The organism is Salmonella sp. SAL00670 (genome assembly GCF_046552235.1).
Taxonomy (GTDB): Bacteria; Pseudomonadota; Gammaproteobacteria; order Enterobacterales; family Enterobacteriaceae; genus Salmonella; species Salmonella enterica.
This window is the reverse complement of the sequence record NZ_JBGDUO010000003.1, coordinates 146,031-168,124: the sequence shown is the minus strand read 5'-3', so window position 1 is coordinate 168,124 and position 22,094 is coordinate 146,031. Positions and strand designations below refer to the sequence as shown.

Annotated in this window: 20 protein-coding genes; 11 read left to right on the top strand and 9 right to left on the bottom strand. The window is 54.2% G+C overall.

What is annotated here, in order from left to right:
- Positions 1-23: 23 nt before the first annotated feature.
- From fepC to fepD, 3 genes are read right to left on the bottom strand one after another with little or no spacing between them, the layout of a single operon-like run.
- Complete coding sequence (gene fepC / locus ACLJRS_RS11805) at positions 24-818, bottom strand: iron-enterobactin ABC transporter ATP-binding protein (protein ID WP_000140620.1); 795 nt, start codon at positions 816-818, stop codon at positions 24-26.
- Positions 815-1,804: an iron-enterobactin ABC transporter permease gene (gene fepG, locus ACLJRS_RS11800; protein ID WP_000480064.1), complete on the bottom strand. Its 990-nt coding sequence runs from the start codon at positions 1,802-1,804 to the stop codon at positions 815-817. The genes fepC and fepG overlap by 4 nt, the downstream gene beginning before the upstream one ends.
- The gene (gene fepD, locus ACLJRS_RS11795; protein WP_001277865.1) at positions 1,804-2,811 is read right to left on the bottom strand and encodes a Fe(3+)-siderophore ABC transporter permease; all 1,008 of its coding nucleotides are present in this window, start codon (positions 2,809-2,811) and stop codon (positions 1,804-1,806) included. Before fepD ends, fepG begins: the two co-directional genes overlap by 1 nt.
- A gap of 110 nt (positions 2,812-2,921) precedes the next feature.
- Here fepD and entS point away from each other — a divergent pair, with 110 nt between their 5' ends.
- Positions 2,922-4,166, top strand: a complete 1,245-nt coding sequence (gene entS, locus ACLJRS_RS11790; RefSeq protein WP_001081663.1) for an enterobactin transporter EntS — start codon at positions 2,922-2,924, stop codon at positions 4,164-4,166.
- A gap of 62 nt (positions 4,167-4,228) precedes the next feature.
- On the opposite strand, the gene fepB is transcribed toward entS, so the two are convergent.
- Positions 4,229-5,185: a Fe2+-enterobactin ABC transporter substrate-binding protein gene (gene fepB / locus ACLJRS_RS11785; RefSeq protein WP_001238992.1), complete on the bottom strand. Its 957-nt coding sequence runs from the start codon at positions 5,183-5,185 to the stop codon at positions 4,229-4,231.
- A 308-nt stretch (positions 5,186-5,493) separates the two neighbouring features.
- On the opposite strand from fepB, the gene entC reads away from it, so the two are divergent.
- The 7 genes from entC to ACLJRS_RS11750 all read left to right on the top strand — a co-directional run bounded on the left by entC (position 5,494) and on the right by ACLJRS_RS11750 (position 12,879).
- Positions 5,494-6,669: an isochorismate synthase EntC gene (entC, locus tag ACLJRS_RS11780; protein ID WP_000367601.1), complete on the top strand. Its 1,176-nt coding sequence runs from the start codon at positions 5,494-5,496 to the stop codon at positions 6,667-6,669.
- A 9-nt stretch (positions 6,670-6,678) separates the two neighbouring features.
- Positions 6,679-8,289: a (2,3-dihydroxybenzoyl)adenylate synthase EntE gene (entE, locus tag ACLJRS_RS11775; protein ID WP_001222447.1), complete on the top strand. Its 1,611-nt coding sequence runs from the start codon at positions 6,679-6,681 to the stop codon at positions 8,287-8,289.
- 13 nt (positions 8,290-8,302) lie between these two features.
- Complete coding sequence (locus tag ACLJRS_RS11770) at positions 8,303-9,160, top strand: isochorismatase (RefSeq protein ID WP_001007166.1); 858 nt, start codon at positions 8,303-8,305, stop codon at positions 9,158-9,160.
- Positions 9,160-9,915 carry a 2,3-dihydro-2,3-dihydroxybenzoate dehydrogenase EntA gene (entA, locus tag ACLJRS_RS11765; protein WP_001112172.1) on the top strand — a complete coding sequence of 252 codons (756 nt, stop codon included), beginning with the start codon at positions 9,160-9,162 and terminating at the stop codon, positions 9,913-9,915. Before ACLJRS_RS11770 ends, entA begins: the two co-directional genes overlap by 1 nt.
- Positions 9,916-9,917: 2 nt before the next feature.
- Positions 9,918-10,331 carry a proofreading thioesterase EntH gene (gene entH, locus ACLJRS_RS11760; RefSeq protein ID WP_000637966.1) on the top strand — a complete coding sequence of 138 codons (414 nt, stop codon included), beginning with the start codon at positions 9,918-9,920 and terminating at the stop codon, positions 10,329-10,331.
- Between the two features lie 181 nt (positions 10,332-10,512).
- Complete coding sequence (gene cstA / locus ACLJRS_RS11755; RefSeq protein ID WP_001043108.1) at positions 10,513-12,618, top strand: pyruvate/proton symporter CstA; 2,106 nt, start codon at positions 10,513-10,515, stop codon at positions 12,616-12,618.
- Between the two features lie 63 nt (positions 12,619-12,681).
- Positions 12,682-12,879: a YbdD/YjiX family protein gene (locus ACLJRS_RS11750; RefSeq protein WP_000460619.1), complete on the top strand. Its 198-nt coding sequence runs from the start codon at positions 12,682-12,684 to the stop codon at positions 12,877-12,879.
- A gap of 35 nt (positions 12,880-12,914) precedes the next feature.
- On the opposite strand, the gene ACLJRS_RS11745 is transcribed toward ACLJRS_RS11750, so the two are convergent.
- On the bottom strand, positions 12,915-14,003 hold the full coding sequence (locus ACLJRS_RS11745; protein WP_001016850.1) for an oxidoreductase: 1,089 nt from the start codon (positions 14,001-14,003) through the stop codon (positions 12,915-12,917).
- Positions 14,004-14,129: 126 nt separating this feature from the next.
- Between ACLJRS_RS11745 and ACLJRS_RS11740 the strand changes: the two genes are divergently transcribed.
- Positions 14,130-15,290: a pyridoxal phosphate-dependent aminotransferase gene (locus ACLJRS_RS11740; RefSeq protein ID WP_001245591.1), complete on the top strand. Its 1,161-nt coding sequence runs from the start codon at positions 14,130-14,132 to the stop codon at positions 15,288-15,290.
- Here the strand turns inward: ACLJRS_RS11740 and ACLJRS_RS11735 are convergent, their stop codons facing one another.
- The 4 genes from ACLJRS_RS11735 to dsbG form a co-directional block, all read right to left on the bottom strand.
- Entirely contained in the window at positions 15,291-15,908 is a 618-nt protein-coding gene (locus tag ACLJRS_RS11735; protein WP_001164756.1) for an IbrB-like domain-containing protein, read from the bottom strand. It abuts the gene before it with no gap.
- Positions 15,881-17,116 (bottom strand): phosphoadenosine phosphosulfate reductase, encoded by a 1,236-nt coding sequence (locus ACLJRS_RS11730; RefSeq protein WP_000118139.1) that lies wholly within the window; start codon positions 17,114-17,116, stop codon positions 15,881-15,883. The genes ACLJRS_RS11735 and ACLJRS_RS11730 overlap by 28 nt, the downstream gene beginning before the upstream one ends.
- A 165-nt stretch (positions 17,117-17,281) precedes the next feature.
- Positions 17,282-18,184, bottom strand: a complete 903-nt coding sequence (citR, locus tag ACLJRS_RS11725; protein ID WP_000002497.1) for a DNA-binding transcriptional repressor CitR — start codon at positions 18,182-18,184, stop codon at positions 17,282-17,284.
- Positions 18,185-18,500: 316 nt separating this feature from the next.
- Positions 18,501-19,247 carry a thiol:disulfide interchange protein DsbG gene (gene dsbG, locus ACLJRS_RS11720; RefSeq protein WP_000597122.1) on the bottom strand — a complete coding sequence of 249 codons (747 nt, stop codon included), beginning with the start codon at positions 19,245-19,247 and terminating at the stop codon, positions 18,501-18,503.
- 440 nt (positions 19,248-19,687) lie between these two features.
- On the opposite strand from dsbG, the gene ahpC reads away from it, so the two are divergent.
- Both ahpC and ahpF read left to right on the top strand, forming a co-directional pair.
- Complete coding sequence (gene ahpC / locus ACLJRS_RS11715; protein ID WP_000052802.1) at positions 19,688-20,251, top strand: alkyl hydroperoxide reductase subunit C; 564 nt, start codon at positions 19,688-19,690, stop codon at positions 20,249-20,251.
- A gap of 241 nt (positions 20,252-20,492) precedes the next feature.
- A complete protein-coding gene (gene ahpF / locus ACLJRS_RS11710; RefSeq protein WP_000887643.1) occupies positions 20,493-22,058 on the top strand; it encodes an alkyl hydroperoxide reductase subunit F in 1,566 nt (521 codons plus the stop codon).
- Positions 22,059-22,094: the final 36 nt, after the last annotated feature.

Below are 22,094 nucleotides of genomic sequence, written 5' to 3'. Positions count from 1 at the left end.
GGCTTTGTCATCTGTGTGGGCGACTATCGCCGCCCCAACGGTACCACCAGCGGCGTACCGGCAACCGGATCGTCGATAATCATACAGCGCAGCCCATAGATTTTTTCGATAAGCTCTGCGGTAACAATCTCTTTCGGCGCGCCCTGCGCGACAATATTACCTTCGCGTAATGCAATCAAATGCGTGGCGTATCGGCAGGCCTGATTCAGGTCGTGCAGGACGGCGGCGAGCGTATAACCTTTTTCGCGGTTGAGATCGCTTAACAACTCCAGCAAATCAATTTGATGGCTAATATCCAGCCACGTTGTCGGCTCATCCAGCAGCATGATGGACGTTTCCTGCGCCAGCACCATGGCTATCCACGCCCGCTGACGTTGGCCGCCGGACAGAGTGTCTACACTTTGCGCCGCCAGTGAGGTGATACCTGTTGCACGCATGGCACTGGCGACGGCGTCGGCATCTTCCTTGCGCCAGCGGGTAAATAACGGCTGATGCGGATAACGCCCTCTGGCGACCAGCTCTTGTACGGTGATATCGCCCGGCGTGGTGGCGTTTTGCGCCAGCAATCCGATGCGCCGCGCCACCTCTTTACTGGCGTAACGCTGTATTTGTTCGCCATCCAGCCAGACATGGCCGTCAACAGGCGTCATCAGACGGCTTAGCGTACGTAGCAACGTCGACTTGCCGCAGCCGTTAGGGCCGATGATGGCGGTAAAATGGCCGTCCGGAATCGAAACATTAAGGTTTTTTGCGACGGTATAGCTGCCATAACCCAGCGTTAACTGGTCGCCGCGCAAACGGGCTACGGATTCGGTCATTTTTTGCGGGACTCCTGAATTAACAAGACGATAAGGTAAATACCGCCGAGGCTGACGGTGACCACGCCCACTGGAAGCTGATAAGGCATAAACAGTTGCTGCGCGCACGCATCGGCGGCCAGTAGTAATAATGCGCCGCACAGCGCCGACTGGGTTAATCCCCAGCGCGCTGTGCCGCTAAGACGGCGGGCGATGTGCGGCGCGACAAGGGCAATAAACGAGATGGGGCCTGCCAGTGCCGTTGCCGCAGCGGTGAGCGACACCGCCACCAGCATCAGCATCAGGCGTGACCGCTCCACGCTAACACCCAGCGCGCAGGCGCTGTCATCGCCCATCTCCAGCAGCCGCATACGACGCACCAGTAGCGCGGCGCCTGTCAGCATTACAATAATCAGCGGCGCCGAAGGCCAGGTTTTTGCCCATGTCAGACCGTTGAGCGACCCGGCGTTCCATAAGCCGGCGGTGAGCGCCGTTTCCAGCGACGCCTGCAACAGAAGCCAGGTATTAAAGGCGACTAACATCGCGCGGATGCCGATACCGATGATAATCAGCCGGAAAGTTTCAATCCCGTTACGCCAGGCGAGCAGCCAGACAATCAATGACGTGACGATACCGCCCGCCATTGCCGCCAGCGCGATCGCGGTAAGATGCTGGCCAAACAGGACCATTGCGACCAGTACGCCGCTCCAGGCGCCGGTATTAAAGCCCATCACATCAGGGCTGCCTAGCGGGTTACGCATCAACGACTGAAAAATCGCGCCACTGACGCCAAGCGCAGCGCCAATCAGCAGCGCCATTAATACGCGCGGTAGTCGCCATTCGGTTACGACAAGGGTGATGTTACGCGGCGCGTCGCCCAGCAGCGCGGCAATAATCTGCCCGGTCTCAAGAGGCACGGCGCCGCTTTGCAGACTCCATAAGCCAATGGCGAAGCAGCCAGCCGCCAGAAGCAGGCAACTTACGATAAGCCGACGAGAAAGAAACATCACAGGCCGCCTCCGTTCGATTTACGGCGTACCAGAAAGATAAGTACCGGCGCGCCGATAAACGCACTGACGACCGATACCCGGAGTTCGCCCGGCACCAACAGACGACCAATAATATCGGCAAAAAGCAGCAGAGCAGGGGTTGCCAGTAGCGTCACTGGCAGCGACCAGCGGTGGTCTGCGCCCACCAGCCAACGCGCCATATGCGGCATCATCAGACCAATAAAGGCGATAGGGCCGACCAGCGCCGTTGCGCTGCCGCACAAGACGGTAATCGCCAGTAAACCGATAAGTTGGGTGCGCGCCACTTTACTCCCCAGCGCCGTCGCGGTATCGCTGCCGAGGCTCAGGCTGTTCAGCGCTCGGCTCAGAAATAGCGCCACGATCCCAGCGATAACCACGGGCGCGAGCGCGACTTTCAACGTTTGCAGGCTACGAATGTCCAGCGATCCCGCCTGCCAGAAGCGAAGCTGGTCATAGACTTCTGGATTTAACAGCGCGATGCCGCTGGTCAGTCCTTCCAGTACCGCGCCAAGCGCCACGCCCGCCAGTGTCAGGCGGACCGGGCTTAACTGGCCGCCGCCCTGACTACCGGTGAAGGCGACAATCAGCGATGCGATAAGCGCGCCGCTAAATGCCATGAAAAGCTGTTCCAGCGGCGTGGAGAAACCAAACAGCGCCGCGCCCAGTACAATGGCGAAGCTGGCGCCGTTGTTAACGCCCAGAATCCCCGGGTCGGCGAGCGGGTTGCGAGTGAGAGTTTGCATGAGCGCCCCGGCGAGACCCAACGCGCCGCCTGCCAGTAATCCGGCCAGCGTACGCGGCAAACGCGCATCCATGACGATGGTGCAATCGGCGCTTTGGCACACGCCGGTGAACGCCTCCAGCACGGCGGCTGCGGGCAGCGGTTTCGCGCCAATGACCAGGCTTAAAATCGCGGCGAGACTCAGTAATAACAACAATCCGGGCACGGCAAACGCGCGCGTCACGGAAAACGAGCATGACATAGCAACTTCCCTGATAATGATAGTAATTATCGTTATCTATCTTATTTGGTTATGTTAGCATGTGCAGCCATTGAATGGATATTTAAAAAAACTCGCATTAAGGCGTTGTAATGAATCGACAATCCTGGCTGCTCAATCTCAGCCTGTTGAAGACGCACCCTGCATTTCGCGCAGTATTTCTGGCCCGTTTTATCTCTATTGTCTCGCTGGGGCTGCTTGGCGTGGCGGTTCCGGTACAGATCCAAATGATGACGCACTCCACCTGGCAGGTGGGGCTGTCGGTAACGTTAACCGGCGGCGCCATGTTTATTGGCTTAATGGTGGGTGGCGTACTGGCCGATCGCTACGAACGCAAAAAGGTGATTCTGCTGGCGCGCGGTACTTGCGGTATTGGCTTTATTGGCCTGTGCGTGAACGCGCTGCTGCCGGAACCGTCATTGCTGGCGATATATCTCCTTGGCCTGTGGGACGGCTTTTTCGCGTCTCTGGGCGTGACCGCGTTACTGGCGGCGACGCCAGCGCTGGTCGGAAGAGAAAATCTGATGCAGGCCGGCGCGATTACCATGCTGACGGTACGTCTGGGATCGGTTATTTCGCCGATGTTGGGGGGCATATTGCTTGCCAGCGGCGGCGTAGCCTGGAACTATGGGCTGGCGGCCGCCGGGACGTTTATTACGCTATTGCCGTTACTGACGCTGCCGCGACTGCCTGTTCCTCCGCAGCCGCGGGAAAATCCATTTATCGCGTTACTGGCGGCATTTCGTTTTTTGCTCGCCAGTCCGCTTATCGGCGGTATTGCGCTGCTTGGCGGTCTGGTGACGATGGCAAGCGCGGTACGCGTCCTCTATCCGGCGCTGGCGATGAGCTGGCAGATGTCGGCGGCGCAAATCGGTTTGCTGTATGCGGCAATTCCGCTGGGGGCGGCCATTGGCGCGCTGACCAGCGGACAACTGGCGCATAGCGTTCGTCCGGGGCTCATTATGCTGGTTTCGACAGTCGGTTCTTTTCTGGCGGTGGGGGTGTTCGCCATCATGCCGGTCTGGATCGCAGGTGTTATCTGTCTGGCGCTATTTGGCTGGCTTAGCGCCATCAGTTCGTTATTACAATACACTCTGCTGCAAACCCAGACGCCGGAAAATATGCTGGGGCGAATGAACGGCCTGTGGACCGCGCAAAACGTCACGGGAGACGCTATCGGCGCGGCGCTGTTAGGCGGTCTTGGCGCAATGATGACGCCGGTCGCTTCCGCGAGCGTGAGTGGATTCGGGCTGGTGATTATCGGTTTGTTGCTGCTGTTAGTGCTGGGCGAGCTACGCCGTTTTCGCCAGACGCCGCCGGTTAGCGATGCTGGCTGATGAAGGGGCGTTTATCCGACTGACCAAATCTGTCTGGTCAGTCGGATAAGACTCCGATAAGGCTAAAACAGGGCGGCAAGCCGGTTAAGCAACAATGTTGCGCTGTAATAATCCAGACGGAACGTCTCCGTACCCAGGGCATAGACGCGCTTATTTTGCACCGCTGGCAGGTGCGCCAGCAGCGGATTGGCGTAAAGGGCCGCGACATCTTTGTTGTCGCCGGCAAACAGGAAAAGAGATTCGCCGTTTAACCCGGCGGCCAGATTTTCACCGCCAAGCTGAATGATATCGTGGCGCTTACCCTGGCTTTTGCTGGTTTGCAGCCCTCGGGGCAATGTCGCCAGCGTAAAGCCTAACTGCGTCAATAGCTTGCCTTGTGCTGATTCTGGCGTCCACAGATTGGCGCTATGCGCGGCAGGGGTATACACCAGCGCGCTAACCGGCTGCGGCGGCAGGGCGATTCGCTGTTTAACCGTCGTCAGTTGCGCCTCAAATTCCGCTATTCGCGCGGCGGCCTGTTTCTCCTGACCGGTGATCTCGCCAAGTTGCGTGAGCAAACTCTGCCAGCTTTTATCGTCATAATTGATGACGAGCGTCGGCGCGATAGCGGAGAGCTGATCGTAAAGCGCCAGCGCGGAGTCGCCGCCGGTGGCGCTAATCAAAATGAGATCCGGCATTTGCGCGGCGACCGTTTCGGCATTCGGTTCGCCGATGTACAGCCGGGCGACATGGCGAGCCTTTGCTACGTCGCTCCACTGGCGCATAAACCCTTGATCGTCGGCAAAGCGGTTATTCGGCGTAGTGGCTCCGCTGGCGACGACGGGCGCATCAATCGCCAGCAGCGAGCCTGTCAACGTCACGCTGGTAGAGACGATACGCGCGGGTTTGTGGTCCAGAGTATGAACGCCGCGGCTGTCCTGAATTTGCCGGGGCCAACCGGCGTCCTGGGCTAAGGATATTCCTGAAATTGATAAACCAACCACTAAAAGCAGCCAACGATAAAAGGCGGGGAGTCTCACAATAGCGTCCTGTTATTAATAAAGTTAATGCTTCTCATTTTCATGTCAGCAGCAGCGAGATGCAAGCCTTAGTGCCATTTAACTCATGACCAGAGTTGACAGAGCGACGTTTTACTCTTAGGTTAGCGCACTAAAAATAGAAATAATAATCATTATTATACACAAAATCATTCAAGAAGCATCGCAACGGCAAGGGAAGAAATCCCCGCGAGCATAGATAACTGTGTGACCGGGGTTTCTGATCGCAGCCAACAAAGAGGCAGCTTGAAAGATGAAGTGTATATAAGCCTTTATCATTGGAGGATGATATGGATATGTCACTGGCCGAGGACGCTCAGGAGACAATGGCAACGCTTGCTCCCGATCGCTTTTTCTTCATGTCGCCGTATCGCAGTTTTACCACTTCCGGGTGCTTCGCCCGTTATACCGAGCCTGCGGTTGCCGGAGATTCGCCGGATAGCCCTTTCCAGCAGAAATTGCGCCAGCAGTTTGCCGAGGCCAAATCGCAGGGCATCGCCAACCCTATCCTGGTGGGGGCGATCCCCTTTGATACTCGTCAGCCGTCGTCGCTATTTATCCCGATGGCGTGGCAGTCCTTTTCCCGCCAGCAAAAGCAGCGCACGGCGCGTTATTTTACTGACCATCAGTCGCTGACGGTGACGGCGCGAAAGGCGATTCCGGAGCAGGATGCTTTTGAAGCGATGGTCGCACGCGCGGCTATGCTGACCGCCACGCCAGACGTCGATAAAGTGGTGCTTTCCCGGCTGATAGATATCACCACTGATGTGGCGGTGGATAGCGGAGCATTGCTGGAGCGGCTGGTTGCGCAGAATCCAGTTAGTTACAACTTCCATGTGCCACTGGCGGATGGCGGCGTTCTGCTGGGCGCCAGCCCCGAATTGCTGCTACGCAAAGAGGGCGAGCGGTTTAGTTCGCTGCCGTTAGCAGGCTCGGCACGTCGACAGCCGGATGACGTTCTGGATCGCGAGGCGGGAAACCGACTACTGGCTTCACAAAAAGATCGGCATGAACATGAGCTGGTGACGCAGGCGATGAAGCAGATCCTGCGCGATCGCAGCACGGAACTGCAATTACCTTCCTCTCCGCAGTTGATCACCACGCCGACGCTATGGCATCTCGGTACGCCGTTTGAGGGCAAGGCCAACGCCGGAGAAAACGCGCTGACGCTGGCCTGTCTGCTGCATCCAACGCCTGCGTTAAGCGGTTTCCCTCATCAGGTCGCGAAAAAGCTGATTGCTGAACTGGAACCGTTCGATCGTGAACTGTTTGGCGGCATTGTCGGCTGGTGCGATGCCGAAGGAAACGGCGAGTGGGTAGTGACGATTCGTTGTGCGAAATTGCACGGTAATCAGGTGCGCCTGTTCGCTGGCGCCGGGATTGTCCCTGCCTCTTCGCCAGTCGGCGAGTGGCGGGAAACCGGCGTCAAGCTCTCTACGATGTTGAACGTTTTTGGACTGCATTAAGGAACGATGATGCGTATACCTTTCACCCGTTGGCCGGATGAATTTGCCCGCCGTTATCGTGAAAAAGGCTACTGGCAAGACGTGCCGTTGACCGATATTCTGACCCGCCACGCTGACAGCGACAAGACGGCGGTCATTGAAGGCGAGCGCGCATTCAGCTATCGCCAGCTCAACCAGGCCGCAGATAATCTGGCCTGCAGTTTACGCCGTCAGGGCATCAAACCTGGCGAAACCGCTCTGGTACAACTGGGGAATGTACCGGAACTGTATATCACCTTTTTCGCCCTGTTGAAGCTTGGCGTAGCGCCCGTTCTGGCGCTGTTTAGCCATCAACGTACCGAACTTAACGCCTATGCGATGCAGATCGCGCCGACGCTGGTGATTGCCGATCGCCAACATACGCTGTTCGCCGGGGAGGACTTTCTCAACACGTTTGTGGCTGAACACCGCTCTGTGCGGGTGGTGTTATTGCGCAACGACGACGGCGATCACAGCCTGGACGCGGCGATGCGGCAGGCGGCGGAAGATTTCACCGCCACGCCATCACCTGCTGACGAAGTGGCCTACTTTCAGCTTTCCGGCGGTACTACCGGCACGCCAAAGCTTATTCCCCGTACCCATAACGACTATTACTACAGCGTGCGCCGCAGCAATGAGATTTGCGGTTTCAACGAGGAGACGCGTTTTCTGTGCGCGATTCCCGCCGCGCATAACTACGCCATGAGTTCGCCGGGCGCGCTGGGCGTCTTTCTTGCCAAAGGAACGGTAGTGCTGGCGACCGATCCCAGCGCCACGCTCTGTTTCCCGCTGATCGAAAAACACCAGATTAATGCCACGGCGCTGGTGCCTCCCGCGGTCAGTCTATGGCTACAGGCTATCCAGGAGTGGGGCGGTAATGCGCCGCTGGCGTCATTAAGGTTATTGCAGGTTGGCGGCGCGCGGCTTTCTGCGACGCTGGCCGCCCGTATTCCGGCTGAAATTGGCTGTCAGTTGCAGCAGGTCTTCGGCATGGCGGAAGGGTTAGTGAACTATACCCGGCTGGACGATAGTCCGGAACGGATTATCAATACCCAGGGAAGACCCATGTGTCCGGACGACGAAGTGTGGGTGGCGGATGCTGACGGGAATCCACTGCCGCCGGGCGAGATTGGTCGTCTGATGACGCGCGGCCCCTATACTTTTCGCGGCTATTTCAACAGTCCGCAACACAATGCCAGCGCCTTTGACGCCAACGGTTTTTACTGTTCCGGCGATCTGATCTCCATTGATCAAGACGGCTACATCACCGTTCACGGGCGTGAAAAAGATCAGATCAATCGGGGCGGCGAGAAGATAGCCGCCGAAGAGATAGAAAACCTGTTACTGCGCCACCCGGCGGTGATCCATGCGGCGCTGGTCAGCATGGAAGATGAACTGCTGGGGGAAAAAAGTTGCGCATATCTGGTGGTAAAAGAGCCGCTGCGAGCGGTACAGGTACGCCGTTTCCTGCGAGAGCAGGGCGTGGCGGAATTTAAATTACCGGATCGCGTGGAGTGCGTTGCGTCACTGCCGCTGACGCCGGTTGGTAAAGTCGATAAAAAACAATTACGCCAGCGGTTGGCGTCACGTTCACCGCTCTGAAGGAGAAAGAGAGATGGCCATTCCAAAACTACAGTCTTACGCGCTGCCCACCGCACTGGATATCCCGACCAACAAAGTGAACTGGGCATTTGAGCCGGAGCGCGCTGCGCTGCTCATCCACGATATGCAGGATTACTTTGTCAGCTTTTGGGGCCGCAACTGCCCAATGATGGACCAGGTAATTGCCAATATCGCCGCTCTGCGCCAGTACTGTAAGGAACATCATATCCCGGTCTATTACACCGCTCAGCCGAAAGAGCAAAGCGATGAAGATCGCGCGTTACTCAATGATATGTGGGGGCCGGGACTGACGCGCTCTCCGGAACAGCAGAAGGTGGTAGAAGCCTTAACGCCGGATGAGGCAGATACGGTGCTGGTGAAGTGGCGCTATAGCGCGTTTCACCGCTCGCCGCTGGAACAGATGTTAAAAGATACCGGACGCAATCAGCTCATCATTACCGGCGTATATGCACATATTGGCTGTATGACCACCGCTACCGATGCGTTTATGCGCGACATTAAGCCGTTTATGGTGGCGGATGCGCTGGCGGATTTCAGCCGGGAAGAGCATCTGATGGCGCTGAACTATGTGGCGGGGCGTTCCGGTCGCGTCGTCATGACCGAGTCGCTGCTGCCGACGCCGGTTCCTGCCAGTAAAGCGGCGCTGCGGGCGTTGATTCTGCCGTTGCTGGATGAGACCGACGAGCCGCTGGACGATGAAAACCTGATTGATTATGGCCTGGATTCAGTACGCATGATGGGGCTGGCGGCGCGCTGGCGTAAAGTACACGGCGATATCGACTTCGTGATGCTGGCGAAAAACCCGACCATTGACGCCTGGTGGGCGCTGCTTTCTCGCGGGGTAGAGTAATGCCCTGTATTGATTTTTCAGACAAAACGGTATGGGTGACCGGGGCGGGGAAAGGGATCGGTTACGCGACGGCGCTGGCGTTTGTTGACGCCGGGGCGCGGGTGATCGGCTTCGATCGCGAATTTACGCAAGAGAATTATCCCTTTGCTACCGAAGTTATGGATGTGGCGGATGCCGGGCAGGTTGCGCAGGTGTGCCAGCGTGTGTTGCAAAAAACGCCGCGGCTGGATGTGCTGGTCAACGCTGCCGGTATTTTGCGTATGGGAGCGACCGATGCGCTTAGCGTCGACGACTGGCAGCAGACATTTGCGGTCAATGTGGGCGGGGCATTTAACCTGTTTTCCCAGACGATGGCGCAGTTTCGCCGTCAGCAGGGAGGGGCGATTGTCACCGTAGCCTCAGATGCGGCGCATACGCCGCGTATCGGTATGAGCGCTTACGGCGCCTCTAAAGCGGCGCTGAAAAGCCTGGCGCTAACCGTAGGGCTGGAGCTGGCGGGCTGTGGGGTGCGCTGTAATGTGGTGTCGCCGGGCTCGACCGACACCGATATGCAGCGCACGTTATGGGTGAGTGAAGATGCCGAACAGCAGCGCATTCGCGGTTTCGGCGAACAGTTTAAGCTCGGCATACCGCTCGGTAAAATCGCCCGTCCGCAGGAGATAGCCAATACCATTTTGTTTCTTGCCTCCGATCTGGCCAGCCACATTACCTTGCAGGATATCGTGGTGGACGGCGGTTCAACATTGGGAGCCTGACGATGATCTGGAAACGGCATTTAACGCTGGATGAATTGAACGCTACCAGTCAGAACACGCTGGTGGCGCATCTGGGCATTGTTTACACCCGTCTGGGCGATGACGTGCTGGAGGCGGAAATGCCCGTCGATGCCCGCACTCATCAACCGTTTGGTCTGCTACACGGCGGCGCATCGGCAGCGCTGGCGGAGACGTTAGGATCAATGGCGGGTTATCTGATGACCCGCGACGGGCAGTGCGTGGTCGGGACCGAGTTAAACGCCACTCACCACCGCGCCGTCTCGCAGGGGAAAGTACGCGGCGTTTGCCTGCCGCTGCATCTGGGGCGGCAGAATCAAAGCTGGGAAATTACGCTCTTTGACGAGCAGGGGAGGCGCTGCTGCACCTGTCGCCTGGGAACGGCGGTAATGGGATAGTTCTGGCAAAGTAAAATGCAATTGCAGCATTAACCAAGAAAGGAAGTGATCTGGTTAACACTGTAATGTAAAAAATGGGTAACGATCCGGTTTTATCATGTTGTTGTGTTGTTAATTACGGTAAAGGTGTTATAGAAACAAAATGTAACATCTCTCTGGAACACCCAAACGGACAACAACTATGAATAAATCAGGGAAATACCTCGTCTGGACAGCGCTCTCAGTATTGGGTGCGTTTGCCCTGGGCTATATTGCGTTAAATCGTGGGGAACAGATCAACGCGCTATGGATCGTGGTGGCGTCGGTCTGTGTCTATCTTATTGCGTATCGTTTTTATGGGCTCTATATCGCCAAAAAAGTGCTGGCGGTTGACCCAACGCGTATGACGCCCGCGGTACGTCATAATGATGGTCTGGATTATGTCCCGACCGATAAAAAAGTGCTGTTCGGTCACCATTTTGCGGCCATTGCTGGCGCAGGTCCGCTGGTCGGGCCGGTACTGGCGGCGCAGATGGGCTATCTGCCGGGGATGATCTGGCTGCTGGCGGGCGTCGTGCTGGCGGGAGCGGTGCAGGACTTTATGGTGCTGTTCGTCTCGACCCGGCGCGATGGGCGTTCGCTTGGCGAGCTGGTTAAAGAGGAGATGGGCGCGACGGCAGGGGTGATCGCGCTGGTAGCCTGCTTTATGATCATGGTGATCATTCTGGCCGTCCTGGCGATGATCGTGGTGAAAGCGCTGACCCATAGCCCGTGGGGAACGTACACTGTCGCGTTCACTATTCCACTGGCGATTTTTATGGGCATCTACCTGCGTTATCTGCGTCCGGGGCGCATCGGCGAGGTGTCGGTCATTGGGCTGGTATTTCTTATTTTCGCTATTATTTCCGGCGGATGGGTGGCGGCAAGCCCAACCTGGGCGCCGTACTTTGATTTTACTGGCGTGCAGCTTACCTGGATGCTGGTGGGGTATGGTTTTGTCGCGGCGGTACTGCCGGTCTGGCTGCTGCTCGCGCCGCGTGATTACCTCTCTACCTTCCTGAAAATTGGTACGATTGTCGGTCTGGCGGTCGGGATTCTGATCATGCGTCCGACGCTGACTATGCCGGCGCTGACCAAATTTGTTGATGGTACCGGACCGGTCTGGACGGGCGACCTGTTCCCGTTCCTGTTTATTACCATCGCCTGTGGCGCGGTCTCCGGTTTCCATGCGCTCATCTCCTCCGGCACGACGCCGAAGATGTTAGCCAACGAAGGCCAGGCCTGCTTTATCGGTTACGGCGGGATGTTAATGGAATCTTTCGTCGCCATTATGGCACTGGTCTCCGCCTGTATTATCGATCCGGGCGTTTACTTTGCGATGAATAGCCCGATGGCGGTACTGGCGCCAGCGGGGACAGCGGATGTCGTAGCTTCTGCCGCGCAGGTGGTCAGTAGTTGGGGTTTCGCTATCACGCCGGATACGTTACACCAGATTGCCAATGAAGTCGGCGAACAATCCATTATCTCCCGCGCAGGCGGTGCGCCAACGCTGGCGGTAGGGATGGCCTACATTTTACATGGCGCGTTGGGCGGCATGATGGATGTGGCGTTCTGGTATCACTTCGCCATTCTGTTTGAAGCGCTGTTTATTCTGACGGCGGTGGATGCGGGTACCCGTGCGGCGCGCTTTATGTTGCAGGATTTGTTGGGCGTAGTGTCGCCAGGGCTGAAACGTACCGATTCGCTGCCAGCGAACCTGCTTGCTACGGCATTGTGCGTGCTGGCGTGGGGGTATTTCCTCCATCAGGGCGTGGTCGATCCGTTGGGCGGTATTAACACCCTGTGGCCGCTGTTTGGCATCGCCAACCAGATGCTGGCGGGTATGGCGCTGATGCTTTGCGCCGTGGTACTGTTCAAAATGAAGCGTCAGCGTTATGCGTGGGTCGCGCTGGTGCCGACGGCCTGGCTGCTGATTTGTACGCTGACGGCGGGCTGGCAGAAAGCGTTTAGTCCGGATGCGAAAATCGGCTTCCTGGCCATTGCCAATAAGTTCCAGGCGATGATCGACAGCGGCAATATTCCGCCGCAGTACACCGAATCGCAGCTCGCGCAGTTGGTATTCAATAACCGTCTGGATGCCGGGCTAACAATCTTCTTTATGGTGGTGGTCGTGGTGCTGGCAGTCTTCTCTATTAAGACAGCGCTGGCCGCTCTGAAGATTGATAAACCGACGGCGAATGAAACGCCGTATGAGCCGATGCCGGAAAATGTGGATGAGATCGTGACGCAGGCGAAAGGCGCGCACTAATCTTTTTTCATCAATAGCCCTCTCCAGAATAAGGAGAGGGCGTTTGGATGACAGGTGACAACGATGTTCGATACGCTTTCGAAAGCCGGAAAATATCTGGGACAGGCCGCAAAAATGATGATTGGCGTGCCAGACTACGACAACTATGTGGAACATATGCGCATAACGCATCCGGATCAGACGCCGATGACCTATGAAGAATTTTTCCGCGAGCGGCAGGATGCGCGTTATGGTGGAAAAGGCGGCGCGCGTTGCTGCTGAGTGTTGCCAGGCCTGATAAACGCAACGTCACCAGGCTATATTCTGAAAAATTCAACTTTTTCAAACGCCGCACGCAGGGTGTCTGGCGTTAACGTCACCGGTAAATAGTGGATGGATTCGACCGGGCGCAGGGTATGCGCGATGACCCTATCGATCTCGGCGGTGTTATGAATATCCACGTCCAGTTCGCTAAGCCGGGTCGGCAGATGAAATCGCCGGTACGCTGTAATCAATTGCGCCAGCACGTCATCTTGTCCCAGTAGCGCGCTTTGCACCAGAATGCCATAAGCCACTTTCGTTCCGTGCAGGAATTTTTCCGTTTGCGGCAGAACGGTCAGACCGTTGTGTACCGCATGGGCGGCGGCGACACGGGTATAGCGTTCCCCGAGGCCGCCGACCATACCGCCGCCAGCGATAATCGCATCCACCACGTCGCAAAATGCCTGGGTCAGCCGACGCTGCTGTTTATCCGCTAATGCTTGTTCGCTGCTGGTCAGCAGGAGATCGCGAATAGCGCACGCGCTGTTAATGCCCAGCCTTACGGTCAATGGCAACGTTTCAGGCTGCGGCGCAAGCACAACGGCTTCATACCATTTCGCCAGCGTATCGCCAATGCCAGCTAACAGATAGTCATCGGGCGCCTGCAGAATAATGCGCGGTTCGACCAGCACCAGAAAATTGGCATCATCAAAAATTTCGAACTGTAACGCCTGTCCCGCGTCGTTATACCAGACGGAAAGCGGTGTCCAGGCGGCGCAGGTTGCCGCGATTGTCGGGATAGCGACAAACGGCAGCGCCAGACGGCGGGCGAGCGCTTTGGCGGTATCGAGCAGCGCGCCGCCGCCGACGCCTATCACCACCTGACGATCGTCGTTGCAGGCGTGCGCCAGTTGGGCAACATGGCGTTCGCTACAATGGCCGGTAAACGGCAGATGCTTTGCGCCAGCACGTTCAAACGCTTCCGGCAGGTAAGGCCGGGCGGCGGCAATCGCGCGTTCGCCGTACACCCAAACGGCGTGGGAAAGCTGTTCCGGCGTGAAAAAGTCGGTCAGTCTTTCGAGGCTTCCTGCATGGGAAAAATAATTCGCCGGGCCGGTAACGACGCGGATCTCAGTGTGGTTCATGTTGTGTTGTCCTTAGGGTCTTCTCACCGTTGTTATTATATTTAGACATCTAAACGTCTTGATTGCCAAATACTAACACCCTGTGATAGTGTGTCAACAACCACATCACTGGCGGGTATGAAGATAATGAGAAATAACCCACTGATTCCAAAAAGCAAATTGCCAAATCTTGGTACCACGATTTTTACGCAAATGAGCGCGCTGGCGCAGAAACATCAGGCAATAAATTTATCGCAAGGCTTCCCTGATTTTGATGGTCCTCGTTATTTGCACGAGCGGTTGGCTTATCATGTCGCGCAGGGCGCGAATCAATATGCGCCGATGACGGGGGCGCAGGCGCTGCGGGAGGCCATTGCCGATAAAACGGCGGAAATATATGGTTATCGACCCGATGACGTCAGTGATATCACCGTCACAGCGGGCGCGACAGAAGCGCTGTATGCGGCGATTACCGCGCTGGTGCGGGCAGGGGATGAGGTTATCTGTTTCGATCCCAGTTACGACAGCTATGCCCCAGCCGTGGCGCTCTCCGGCGGCGTGTTAAAACGCATAGCGCTTACGCCGCCGCATTTTCGCGTCGACTGGCAGGCGTTTTCGGCGTTGCTTAGCGAGCGCACGCGACTGGTGATCCTCAATACGCCGCATAATCCCACCGCTACCGTCTGGTGTCAGGCGGATATCGAGGCGCTGTGGCAGGCTATCGGCGAGCGGGAAATTTATGTGTTAAGCGATGAAGTGTACGAACATATTTGTTTTGCCGTCGAAGGTCATGCCAGCGTATTGGCGCACCCTCAGTTACGAGAGCGGGCGGTTGCCGTTTCATCGTTTGGTAAAACCTTTCATATGACAGGATGGAAGATTGGTTACTGCGTTGCGCCTGCGGCCATTAGCGCCGAAATACGCAAAGTTCATCAGTACCTGACGTTTTGCGTCAATACGCCGGCGCAACTGGCGCTGGCGGATATGCTGCGCGCCGCGCCGGAACACTATCGCGCGTTACCCGATTTTTACCGGAAAAAACGCGATGTGTTGGTTAACGCGCTGGCGCAAAGCCGATTAAAAGTGCTGCCCTGTGAAGGTACCTATTTTCTGTTAATCGATTACAGCGCAGTGTCGACGCTAAATGACGTTGAGTTTTGTCAGTGGCTAACCGAAGAAGTCGGTGTCGCCGCTATTCCGCTCTCTGTCTTTTGCGCCGCCCCTTTCCCGCATCAGCTTATACGTTTATGTTTCGCTAAACAGGAATCAACGCTGCTGGCCGCCGCAGAGCGCCTGTGTAAACTGTAGTTATTTAACCGTCCACGCTCTGGAGAATCGACGGTCTGCAAAAAGCTCCTGCAGGCCGTTGATCTGTTTCAGGCGCAGGACTTCATCGGCGTCCATACCTAACTCCTGGCCGATTTTGCTCTCGTCCCAGCCTAGCAGAGAAAGTTCGCGCACGATTTCTGACATGGCGTGGATCTGGTGGCGCCCGCGCGCGCGGTTATGCCGAATGGTTGCCGCCATGCGTTCGTGACGTTCTCTGTCCAGACACGTTATCGGCAGGTAGCCTTTCAGACGCCTTTTCAGGGCCGCTTTTCCTTTGCCCAGCTCATGACGGTGAAAACCGTCTACAATCTCGTACTCCTCCGTATTGGCCTTTACCACCACGATCGGCTGAGTAAACCCATCTTGTTCAATCGATTTAAGCAGCAGTTTTTTCTCCGGCGGCGCAACGTTATTCGGGTTGTAGTCATTAGGTGAAATATGATCGTTTTTCACCCACAGGACACAATCGACAGGCTCATCGCGAAAAGGACTAACGCTATGTATCGCCATTCTAAATTCATTAATGGCGGCGATCCTCTCCTCTTCAGGCAGTTCAGAGAGAAAGTGAGTTATTTCGGTTGTGAGTCGGTGTTGCATAAGATCCCCCATTCCTGGCGTTTAGCTTTCATACGTTCGTTATAACGCTGGTAATTCTTAGGTTTTGTCGGACTGAATGACAGCGCCCGGCACCAGTAATCATTGTTCAGTAATACTTTGCAGATCCGTCGCCACGACGGAATATCGCGCGATCCGATATCGCCATGCTGCGTTTGTGGAATAGTGTTCATGCCTTTTTTCTTATACCACTGCAAATAAACGGCGATTTTATTACGGTAATGTTCGGCAGTGACTTCAGGCATACTGTGTAGCAGGAGCAGCGCGTACTCTTCCCAGTTAAGGTGATCGGGTTTTAAAATTTTCCGGTGGCCGTAAAAATGGCTGTCTTGTCCGGCGTATATTCCTCCGCTGAGTGCGCCGCTGACTCTGGCGCACATGGCCGCCCAGCGCTCAGGTTCGATAACATGATACAGCCATAACCCCTGTCGTTGTTCCGGGCCGAACGGTTCGCAAATACGCATGTAACGGGGCGGCACTCCAGCCTGATACATCAAATTATACAAAGGGTTACATGGTTTACCTGTTTTGGCGAACCAGGTCCAGATATCTGCGGTTTTCCAGTCATAGATGGGATAGATATACCAGGTGTGCCCTTTAGGGGCTAACGTGGTCCAGGGCTTATCGTCGGCAAAGCGCAGCTTATGCGAGTTAGCGATAGCGGCAAATCGGTTATAGGATTCGTCGGAACGAATACCGACCAGCATAGCGGCAGGACGTTTTTCTGAAAACCAGTCGGCAAAATCGCGAACGAACTGTTCAAAGGTCATGCCGTGTTGATAAAAGGAAAAAAAGGCCGGATCGGTAATCGCATCTTCTGGCGGTTGTCGTACCCAGTCGGTACCCGGCTGCCAACACTGCCACTCCGGCTGGTATTGTGAAAGGGAATTTTGTGTGGTTAAGGGTAATGCGACCCAATAAAAACGCTCAATAACGTCCGCGTAGTATTCACGTAACGATTCAATATAGGCGATGGTACAGGAGAATTGCGCTTCCCAGTCAATGAAGAGAACATGGATCTTTTTATTCATTTTGCGCGCCAACGTTGCCGTCAGGTGCAACATAAGTCCTGAATCTTTACCACCAGAAAATGAGACGCAGACCCGGGGTAAGGTTTCCAGGGTCCACATTATACGCTCTTGAGCCGCTTCCAGAACATTTTGCTCGAGCGGAACTTTATAAACCGACATCTCTGGATAGTCTCCGATGTGTTAACTACAGTATATTCGAAATAATTAACATAAAGGATAAGCAGATTAGATGAACTTGCAATGCTTTATTATATTTGTAAAATAAATATATCCCATAAACATATACATTAAATTTATATTAATATCCGTTATCTGACCTTCTTATTAATGTTTTTTTGTGATGTGCTCAATGAGCTCAGCAAATCCGCTATTATTCAGCGAAGCCCTATTATACATAAGATAGAATTGTATGGGAGCAATGGTAAAAGGTATGGTGACTTTTTTAAGTTTGATAGAGGAAGAGTAATAGTCAAAAAATGTTTGTGGTAAAAAACCAATAAGCTCCGTGGAGCTGATAGAGTTGGCGATGGTCATCAGCGATTTGCTTCTGAAACCAATTATTCTTTCCCCCAGCACATCATCCATAAGTGAATGATATTCTTTCATACCGGTTGCCCGGGAGACGAGTTGCGTAAATGACTCTTGTAGAATTTCGTCGATAGTGGCGGTGTCGCCTAGTCGGGGATGGTTTTCACTGCAAACCAGGATGCATTCTAGCCTATTAAAGTGAGTACAAACAATAGAACGATTATTCAGTGGGGCCATTGAAACCACAATATCTGCTTTGCGGTAGGCAAGCAGATCTTCAGGCAGTTCGTCAGTGGTCAAAATGTCGTGATGTTCAATTTCAACCTGTGGATCTTTGCGGATATATTTAACTAATTTCATCACATATTGGGTGATCAACAGCTGTGGGCTGTAGATAATAAATTTTTTCTTCAGGCTGGACTGATTCATTATATTAATAGTTTGTTCCAGGCTGTTAAGATTATTTTCTAAATGATAATGTAAATTAATGCCTGTTACGGTAGGCGTAATTCCTTTGCCTGAACGAATAAATAGAGGGTCGTTGAATTGCGTGCGCAGGCGTTGCAATGACTGGCTTACGGCAGAAGGTGTAATATAGAGTGTTTCTGCTGCTTTGCTAATGCTTAAATGTTGATAGATACATTCAAATATAACCAACAGGTTAAGATCAAATTTTTTAAGGTCGTAAAGGTTAGCCATAGTATGTTCCCGGCATTATCATGGTATCTTCCATGATTATGACTTAATCTCAATAATTTACCAGAGTTATGTTTATTAAACTTAATGTAGAGTTTATTTAAACTAAAATACCACAGTTATGAATATTTTAGCGAGTAAATAATTACAGTAAAGGCGGACATAACGTACACTTTTATAACCACGCCGTTAGTCTAAAAAGGCTGTGTCGGATGACATACTGGTCTGGCGTCGCGTTAATGCCAGTCAGAGGTTGGCCCGACAAACGTAGCGCTATCGGGCGTGGTACGGTTAAGCTCCAGCTTTGCTAATTTCTGCGTTAAGGCTGCCCCATCATGGCGTCCAGTTGCGCTTTTTCCGGTAAACCCACAACCTGTTGCAAAATCTTATCTTTATTCATGTAATAAATTGCTGGCGTCGCGTTAGCGCCAAGATCGTCCATTAGCTGCTGATTCTGATTAATGACTTTCATCTGCGCCGGGGGGATGGACGCCGGAACCTCCAGCTTCATCTTTCCTGCGGAGGCTTCATAGTCATGCCAGGTTTTCGCCGGGTCTTTCGCGGCTAAAATCGCTGCGGCTGTGGCCGGGCTTTCCGGTTTAATCACGCCGACCAGTAATGTGCGTAATTGTACCTTGCCGGATTCGACCCACGGACGAGCTTGTTGCCAAAACTGCTTACAATAGGGGCAGAAAGGGTCGGCGAAGACATACAGCACCACCGGCGCGTCTTTTTTACCGTCGAGTATCCATGACGCTTTTTCCATTTTCTGCCACATTTCACGTCCGGCCGGCGCATAGATCTCTTTTTCTATCAGGGCGTTGCTAAGATTTTCGCCTTTTTCATTATACATATAGCCGGAAATCGCGTGTTTACCGTCCGGCGTCAGGTAAATCGTGACGCCCATATCCTGATACTTTCCGAGATAGCCCTTCATGCCCCCCGGCGCCTCGAAGGATTTCAGGATAGTTATACCCTGTTTTTCAATGGCTTTAACCGGCGCAGGCAGTTCTTCCGCGTGGGCGAGAATGGGCAGCATAGCAAGCAGCAATGTACGTTTAATCATATTTTTTCCTTTTAATATCAAAGCGAAAAGAGTATTAATGATGATGCCTATCACAGACATAGGTAAGAGCTGGCGTGCCAGGATTGCCCTTTCTGTGCTGGGGTGATGTAATCCTTTTCGCTGTTACAGCCTTTGTTAAGGTAATGTAGAGCGCAACACTTAGCCAGCATATACGCTATGGATTTCGAGTTGCAGACAATACGTCTGTAATTTGCAAGACGAGTCGTACTGGCTCTGAAGTTACCTACGGGTAGTTCAGGTAATGGGGCCGCCTGTCAGGCGGCCTTTTTACTTTAGATGGCTGACAGGGCGCAGTGTTCACAATGTCGCCCGAATCGGGTTGTTAGTTAACGCTTATTGATTTGATAATGGAAACGCATTAGCCGAATCAGCAAAATTTCGTTAACTTACTCCTCAACGAAAACACGGAGGAAGTATAGATGTCCTTAATTAACACCAAAATCAAACCTTTCAAAAACCAGGCGTTCAAAAATGGTGAATTCATTGAAGTCACCGAGAAAGATACCGAAGGCCGCTGGAGCGTCTTCTTCTTCTACCCGGCCGATTTTACCTTTGTTTGCCCGACTGAACTGGGTGACGTTGCCGACCATTACGAAGAACTGCAGAAGCTGGGCGTAGACGTTTATTCCGTCTCAACCGATACTCACTTCACGCACAAAGCATGGCACAGCAGCTCTGAAACTATCGCAAAAATCAAATATGCGATGATCGGCGACCCGACTGGCGCCCTGACCCGTAACTTCGACAACATGCGTGAAGACGAAGGTCTGGCAGACCGTGCGACCTTTGTTGTTGACCCGCAGGGTATCATCCAGGCGATCGAAGTTACCGCTGAAGGTATCGGCCGTGACGCGTCTGACCTGCTGCGTAAAATTAAAGCAGCACAGTACGTTGCCGCTCACCCAGGCGAAGTATGCCCGGCGAAATGGAAAGAAGGCGAAGCGACTCTGGCTCCATCTTTAGACCTGGTCGGTAAAATCTAAATTTCCGTCGTCTTTCACGCCATAGCTGCGTTGGCGTCGCCTGCTCACCCCGGTCACTTACTTCAGTAAGCTCCCGGGGATTCTCAGGCTAGCCGCCTTACTCTGACGTGAAATACTTTGGAAATTGTTTCAGTCATGGGCGCACCCGCGCCCATTTCATTTCAGCACCATGACGCAAGTTGCATTAATGCAGTCCCGCGAAGTCGGCTTGCATGATGATGTTTTCAGAGAGGGAAGAAGAATGCTCGACACAAATATGAAAACCCAGCTCAGGGCTTACCTTGAGAAACTGACCAAACCTGTTGAGCTGATTGCCACGCTGGATGACAGCGCTAAATCGGCGGAAATCAAGGAACTGCTGGCTGAAATCGCCGAGCTGTCCGACAAAGTCACGTTTAAAGAAGACAATACTCTGCCGGTGCGCAAGCCGTCTTTCCTGATTACGAATCCAGGTTCTCAGCAGGGGCCGCGCTTTGCCGGTTCTCCGCTGGGCCACGAATTTACATCGCTGGTTTTGGCGCTGCTGTGGACCGGCGGTCATCCGTCAAAAGAAGCGCAGTCGCTGCTGGAGCAGATTCGCGATATTGACGGCGATTTTGAATTCGAAACTTATTATTCACTCTCCTGTCATAACTGCCCGGACGTAGTGCAGGCGCTGAACCTGATGGCGGTGCTGAACCCGCGTATTAAACATACGGCAATTGATGGCGGCACCTTCCAGAACGAAATCACCGAACGTAACGTGATGGGCGTTCCGGCGGTATTTGTTAACGGTAAAGAGTTCGGCCAGGGACGTATGACTCTGACCGAGATTGTCGCTAAAGTGGATACTGGCGCAGAAAAACGCGCGGCGGAAGCGCTGAACAAACGCGATGCGTATGACGTACTGATTGTCGGCTCCGGCCCGGCGGGCGCGGCGGCAGCGGTCTACTCGGCGCGCAAAGGCATCCGTACCGGTCTGATGGGCGAGCGCTTCGGCGGTCAGGTGCTGGATACCGTGGATATCGAAAACTATATCTCGGTGCCGAAAACCGAAGGCCAGAAACTGGCGGGCGCGCTGAAAGCGCATGTCAGCGATTACGACGTTGACGTTATCGACAGCCAGAGCGCAAGTAAACTGGTTCCGGCCGCAACAGAAGGCGGCTTGCATCAGATTGAAACGGCGTCCGGCGCAGTATTGAAAGCGCGTAGTATCATCATCGCCACCGGCGCGAAATGGCGCAATATGAATGTGCCGGGCGAGGATCAGTATCGCACCAAAGGCGTCACCTATTGTCCGCACTGCGACGGTCCGTTATTTAAAGGGAAGCGTGTGGCGGTCATCGGCGGTGGCAACTCTGGCGTTGAAGCGGCTATCGATCTGGCAGGTATTGTAGAACACGTTACGTTGCTGGAGTTCGCGCCGGAGATGAAGGCGGATCAGGTGCTACAGGACAAAGTGCGTAGCCTGAAAAATGTCGATATCATTTTGAATGCGCAAACGACAGAAGTGAAGGGCGACGGTTCGAAAGTGGTGGGGCTGGAGTATCGTGACCGTGTCAGCGGCGATATTCATAGCGTCGCGCTGGCAGGGATTTTTGTGCAGATTGGTCTGTTGCCGAATACCCACTGGCTGGAAGGCGCGCTTGAGCGTAACCGCATGGGCGAGATCATTATTGACGCCAAATGTGAAACCAGCGTTAAGGGCATCTTCGCCGCAGGCGATTGCACCACCGTTCCTTACAAACAGATTATCATCGCCACAGGCGAAGGGGCGAAAGCCTCGTTGAGCGCCTTTGATTATCTGATTCGCACCAAAATCGCATAAAAAGAAGTAAGCACACCTGCAAGGCCAGTTAACTGG

Excerpts from the sequence above, each read along its gene's own strand:
- fepC (WP_000140620.1), bottom strand. The coding sequence starts at position 818 with ATGACCGAATCCGTAGCCCGTTTGCGCGGCGACCAGTTAACGCTGGGT.
- fepG (WP_000480064.1), bottom strand. The coding sequence starts at position 1,804 with ATGTTTCTTTCTCGTCGGCTTATCGTAAGTTGCCTGCTTCTGGCGGCT.
- fepD (WP_001277865.1), bottom strand. The coding sequence starts at position 2,811 with ATGTCATGCTCGTTTTCCGTGACGCGCGCGTTTGCCGTGCCCGGATTG.
- entS (WP_001081663.1), top strand. The coding sequence starts at position 2,922 with ATGAATCGACAATCCTGGCTGCTCAATCTCAGCCTGTTGAAGACGCAC.
- entC (WP_000367601.1), top strand. The coding sequence starts at position 5,494 with ATGGATATGTCACTGGCCGAGGACGCTCAGGAGACAATGGCAACGCTT.
- entE (WP_001222447.1), top strand. The coding sequence starts at position 6,679 with ATGCGTATACCTTTCACCCGTTGGCCGGATGAATTTGCCCGCCGTTAT.
- ACLJRS_RS11770 (WP_001007166.1), top strand. The coding sequence starts at position 8,303 with ATGGCCATTCCAAAACTACAGTCTTACGCGCTGCCCACCGCACTGGAT.
- entA (WP_001112172.1), top strand. The coding sequence starts at position 9,160 with ATGCCCTGTATTGATTTTTCAGACAAAACGGTATGGGTGACCGGGGCG.
- entH (WP_000637966.1), top strand. The coding sequence starts at position 9,918 with ATGATCTGGAAACGGCATTTAACGCTGGATGAATTGAACGCTACCAGT.
- cstA (WP_001043108.1), top strand. The coding sequence starts at position 10,513 with ATGAATAAATCAGGGAAATACCTCGTCTGGACAGCGCTCTCAGTATTG.
- ACLJRS_RS11750 (WP_000460619.1), top strand. The coding sequence starts at position 12,682 with ATGTTCGATACGCTTTCGAAAGCCGGAAAATATCTGGGACAGGCCGCA.
- ACLJRS_RS11745 (WP_001016850.1), bottom strand. The coding sequence starts at position 14,003 with ATGAACCACACTGAGATCCGCGTCGTTACCGGCCCGGCGAATTATTTT.
- ACLJRS_RS11740 (WP_001245591.1), top strand. The coding sequence starts at position 14,130 with ATGAGAAATAACCCACTGATTCCAAAAAGCAAATTGCCAAATCTTGGT.
- ACLJRS_RS11735 (WP_001164756.1), bottom strand. The coding sequence starts at position 15,908 with ATGCAACACCGACTCACAACCGAAATAACTCACTTTCTCTCTGAACTG.
- ACLJRS_RS11730 (WP_000118139.1), bottom strand. The coding sequence starts at position 17,116 with ATGTCGGTTTATAAAGTTCCGCTCGAGCAAAATGTTCTGGAAGCGGCT.
- citR (WP_000002497.1), bottom strand. The coding sequence starts at position 18,184 with ATGGCTAACCTTTACGACCTTAAAAAATTTGATCTTAACCTGTTGGTT.
- dsbG (WP_000597122.1), bottom strand. The coding sequence starts at position 19,247 with ATGATTAAACGTACATTGCTGCTTGCTATGCTGCCCATTCTCGCCCAC.
- ahpC (WP_000052802.1), top strand. The coding sequence starts at position 19,688 with ATGTCCTTAATTAACACCAAAATCAAACCTTTCAAAAACCAGGCGTTC.
- ahpF (WP_000887643.1), top strand. The coding sequence starts at position 20,493 with ATGCTCGACACAAATATGAAAACCCAGCTCAGGGCTTACCTTGAGAAA.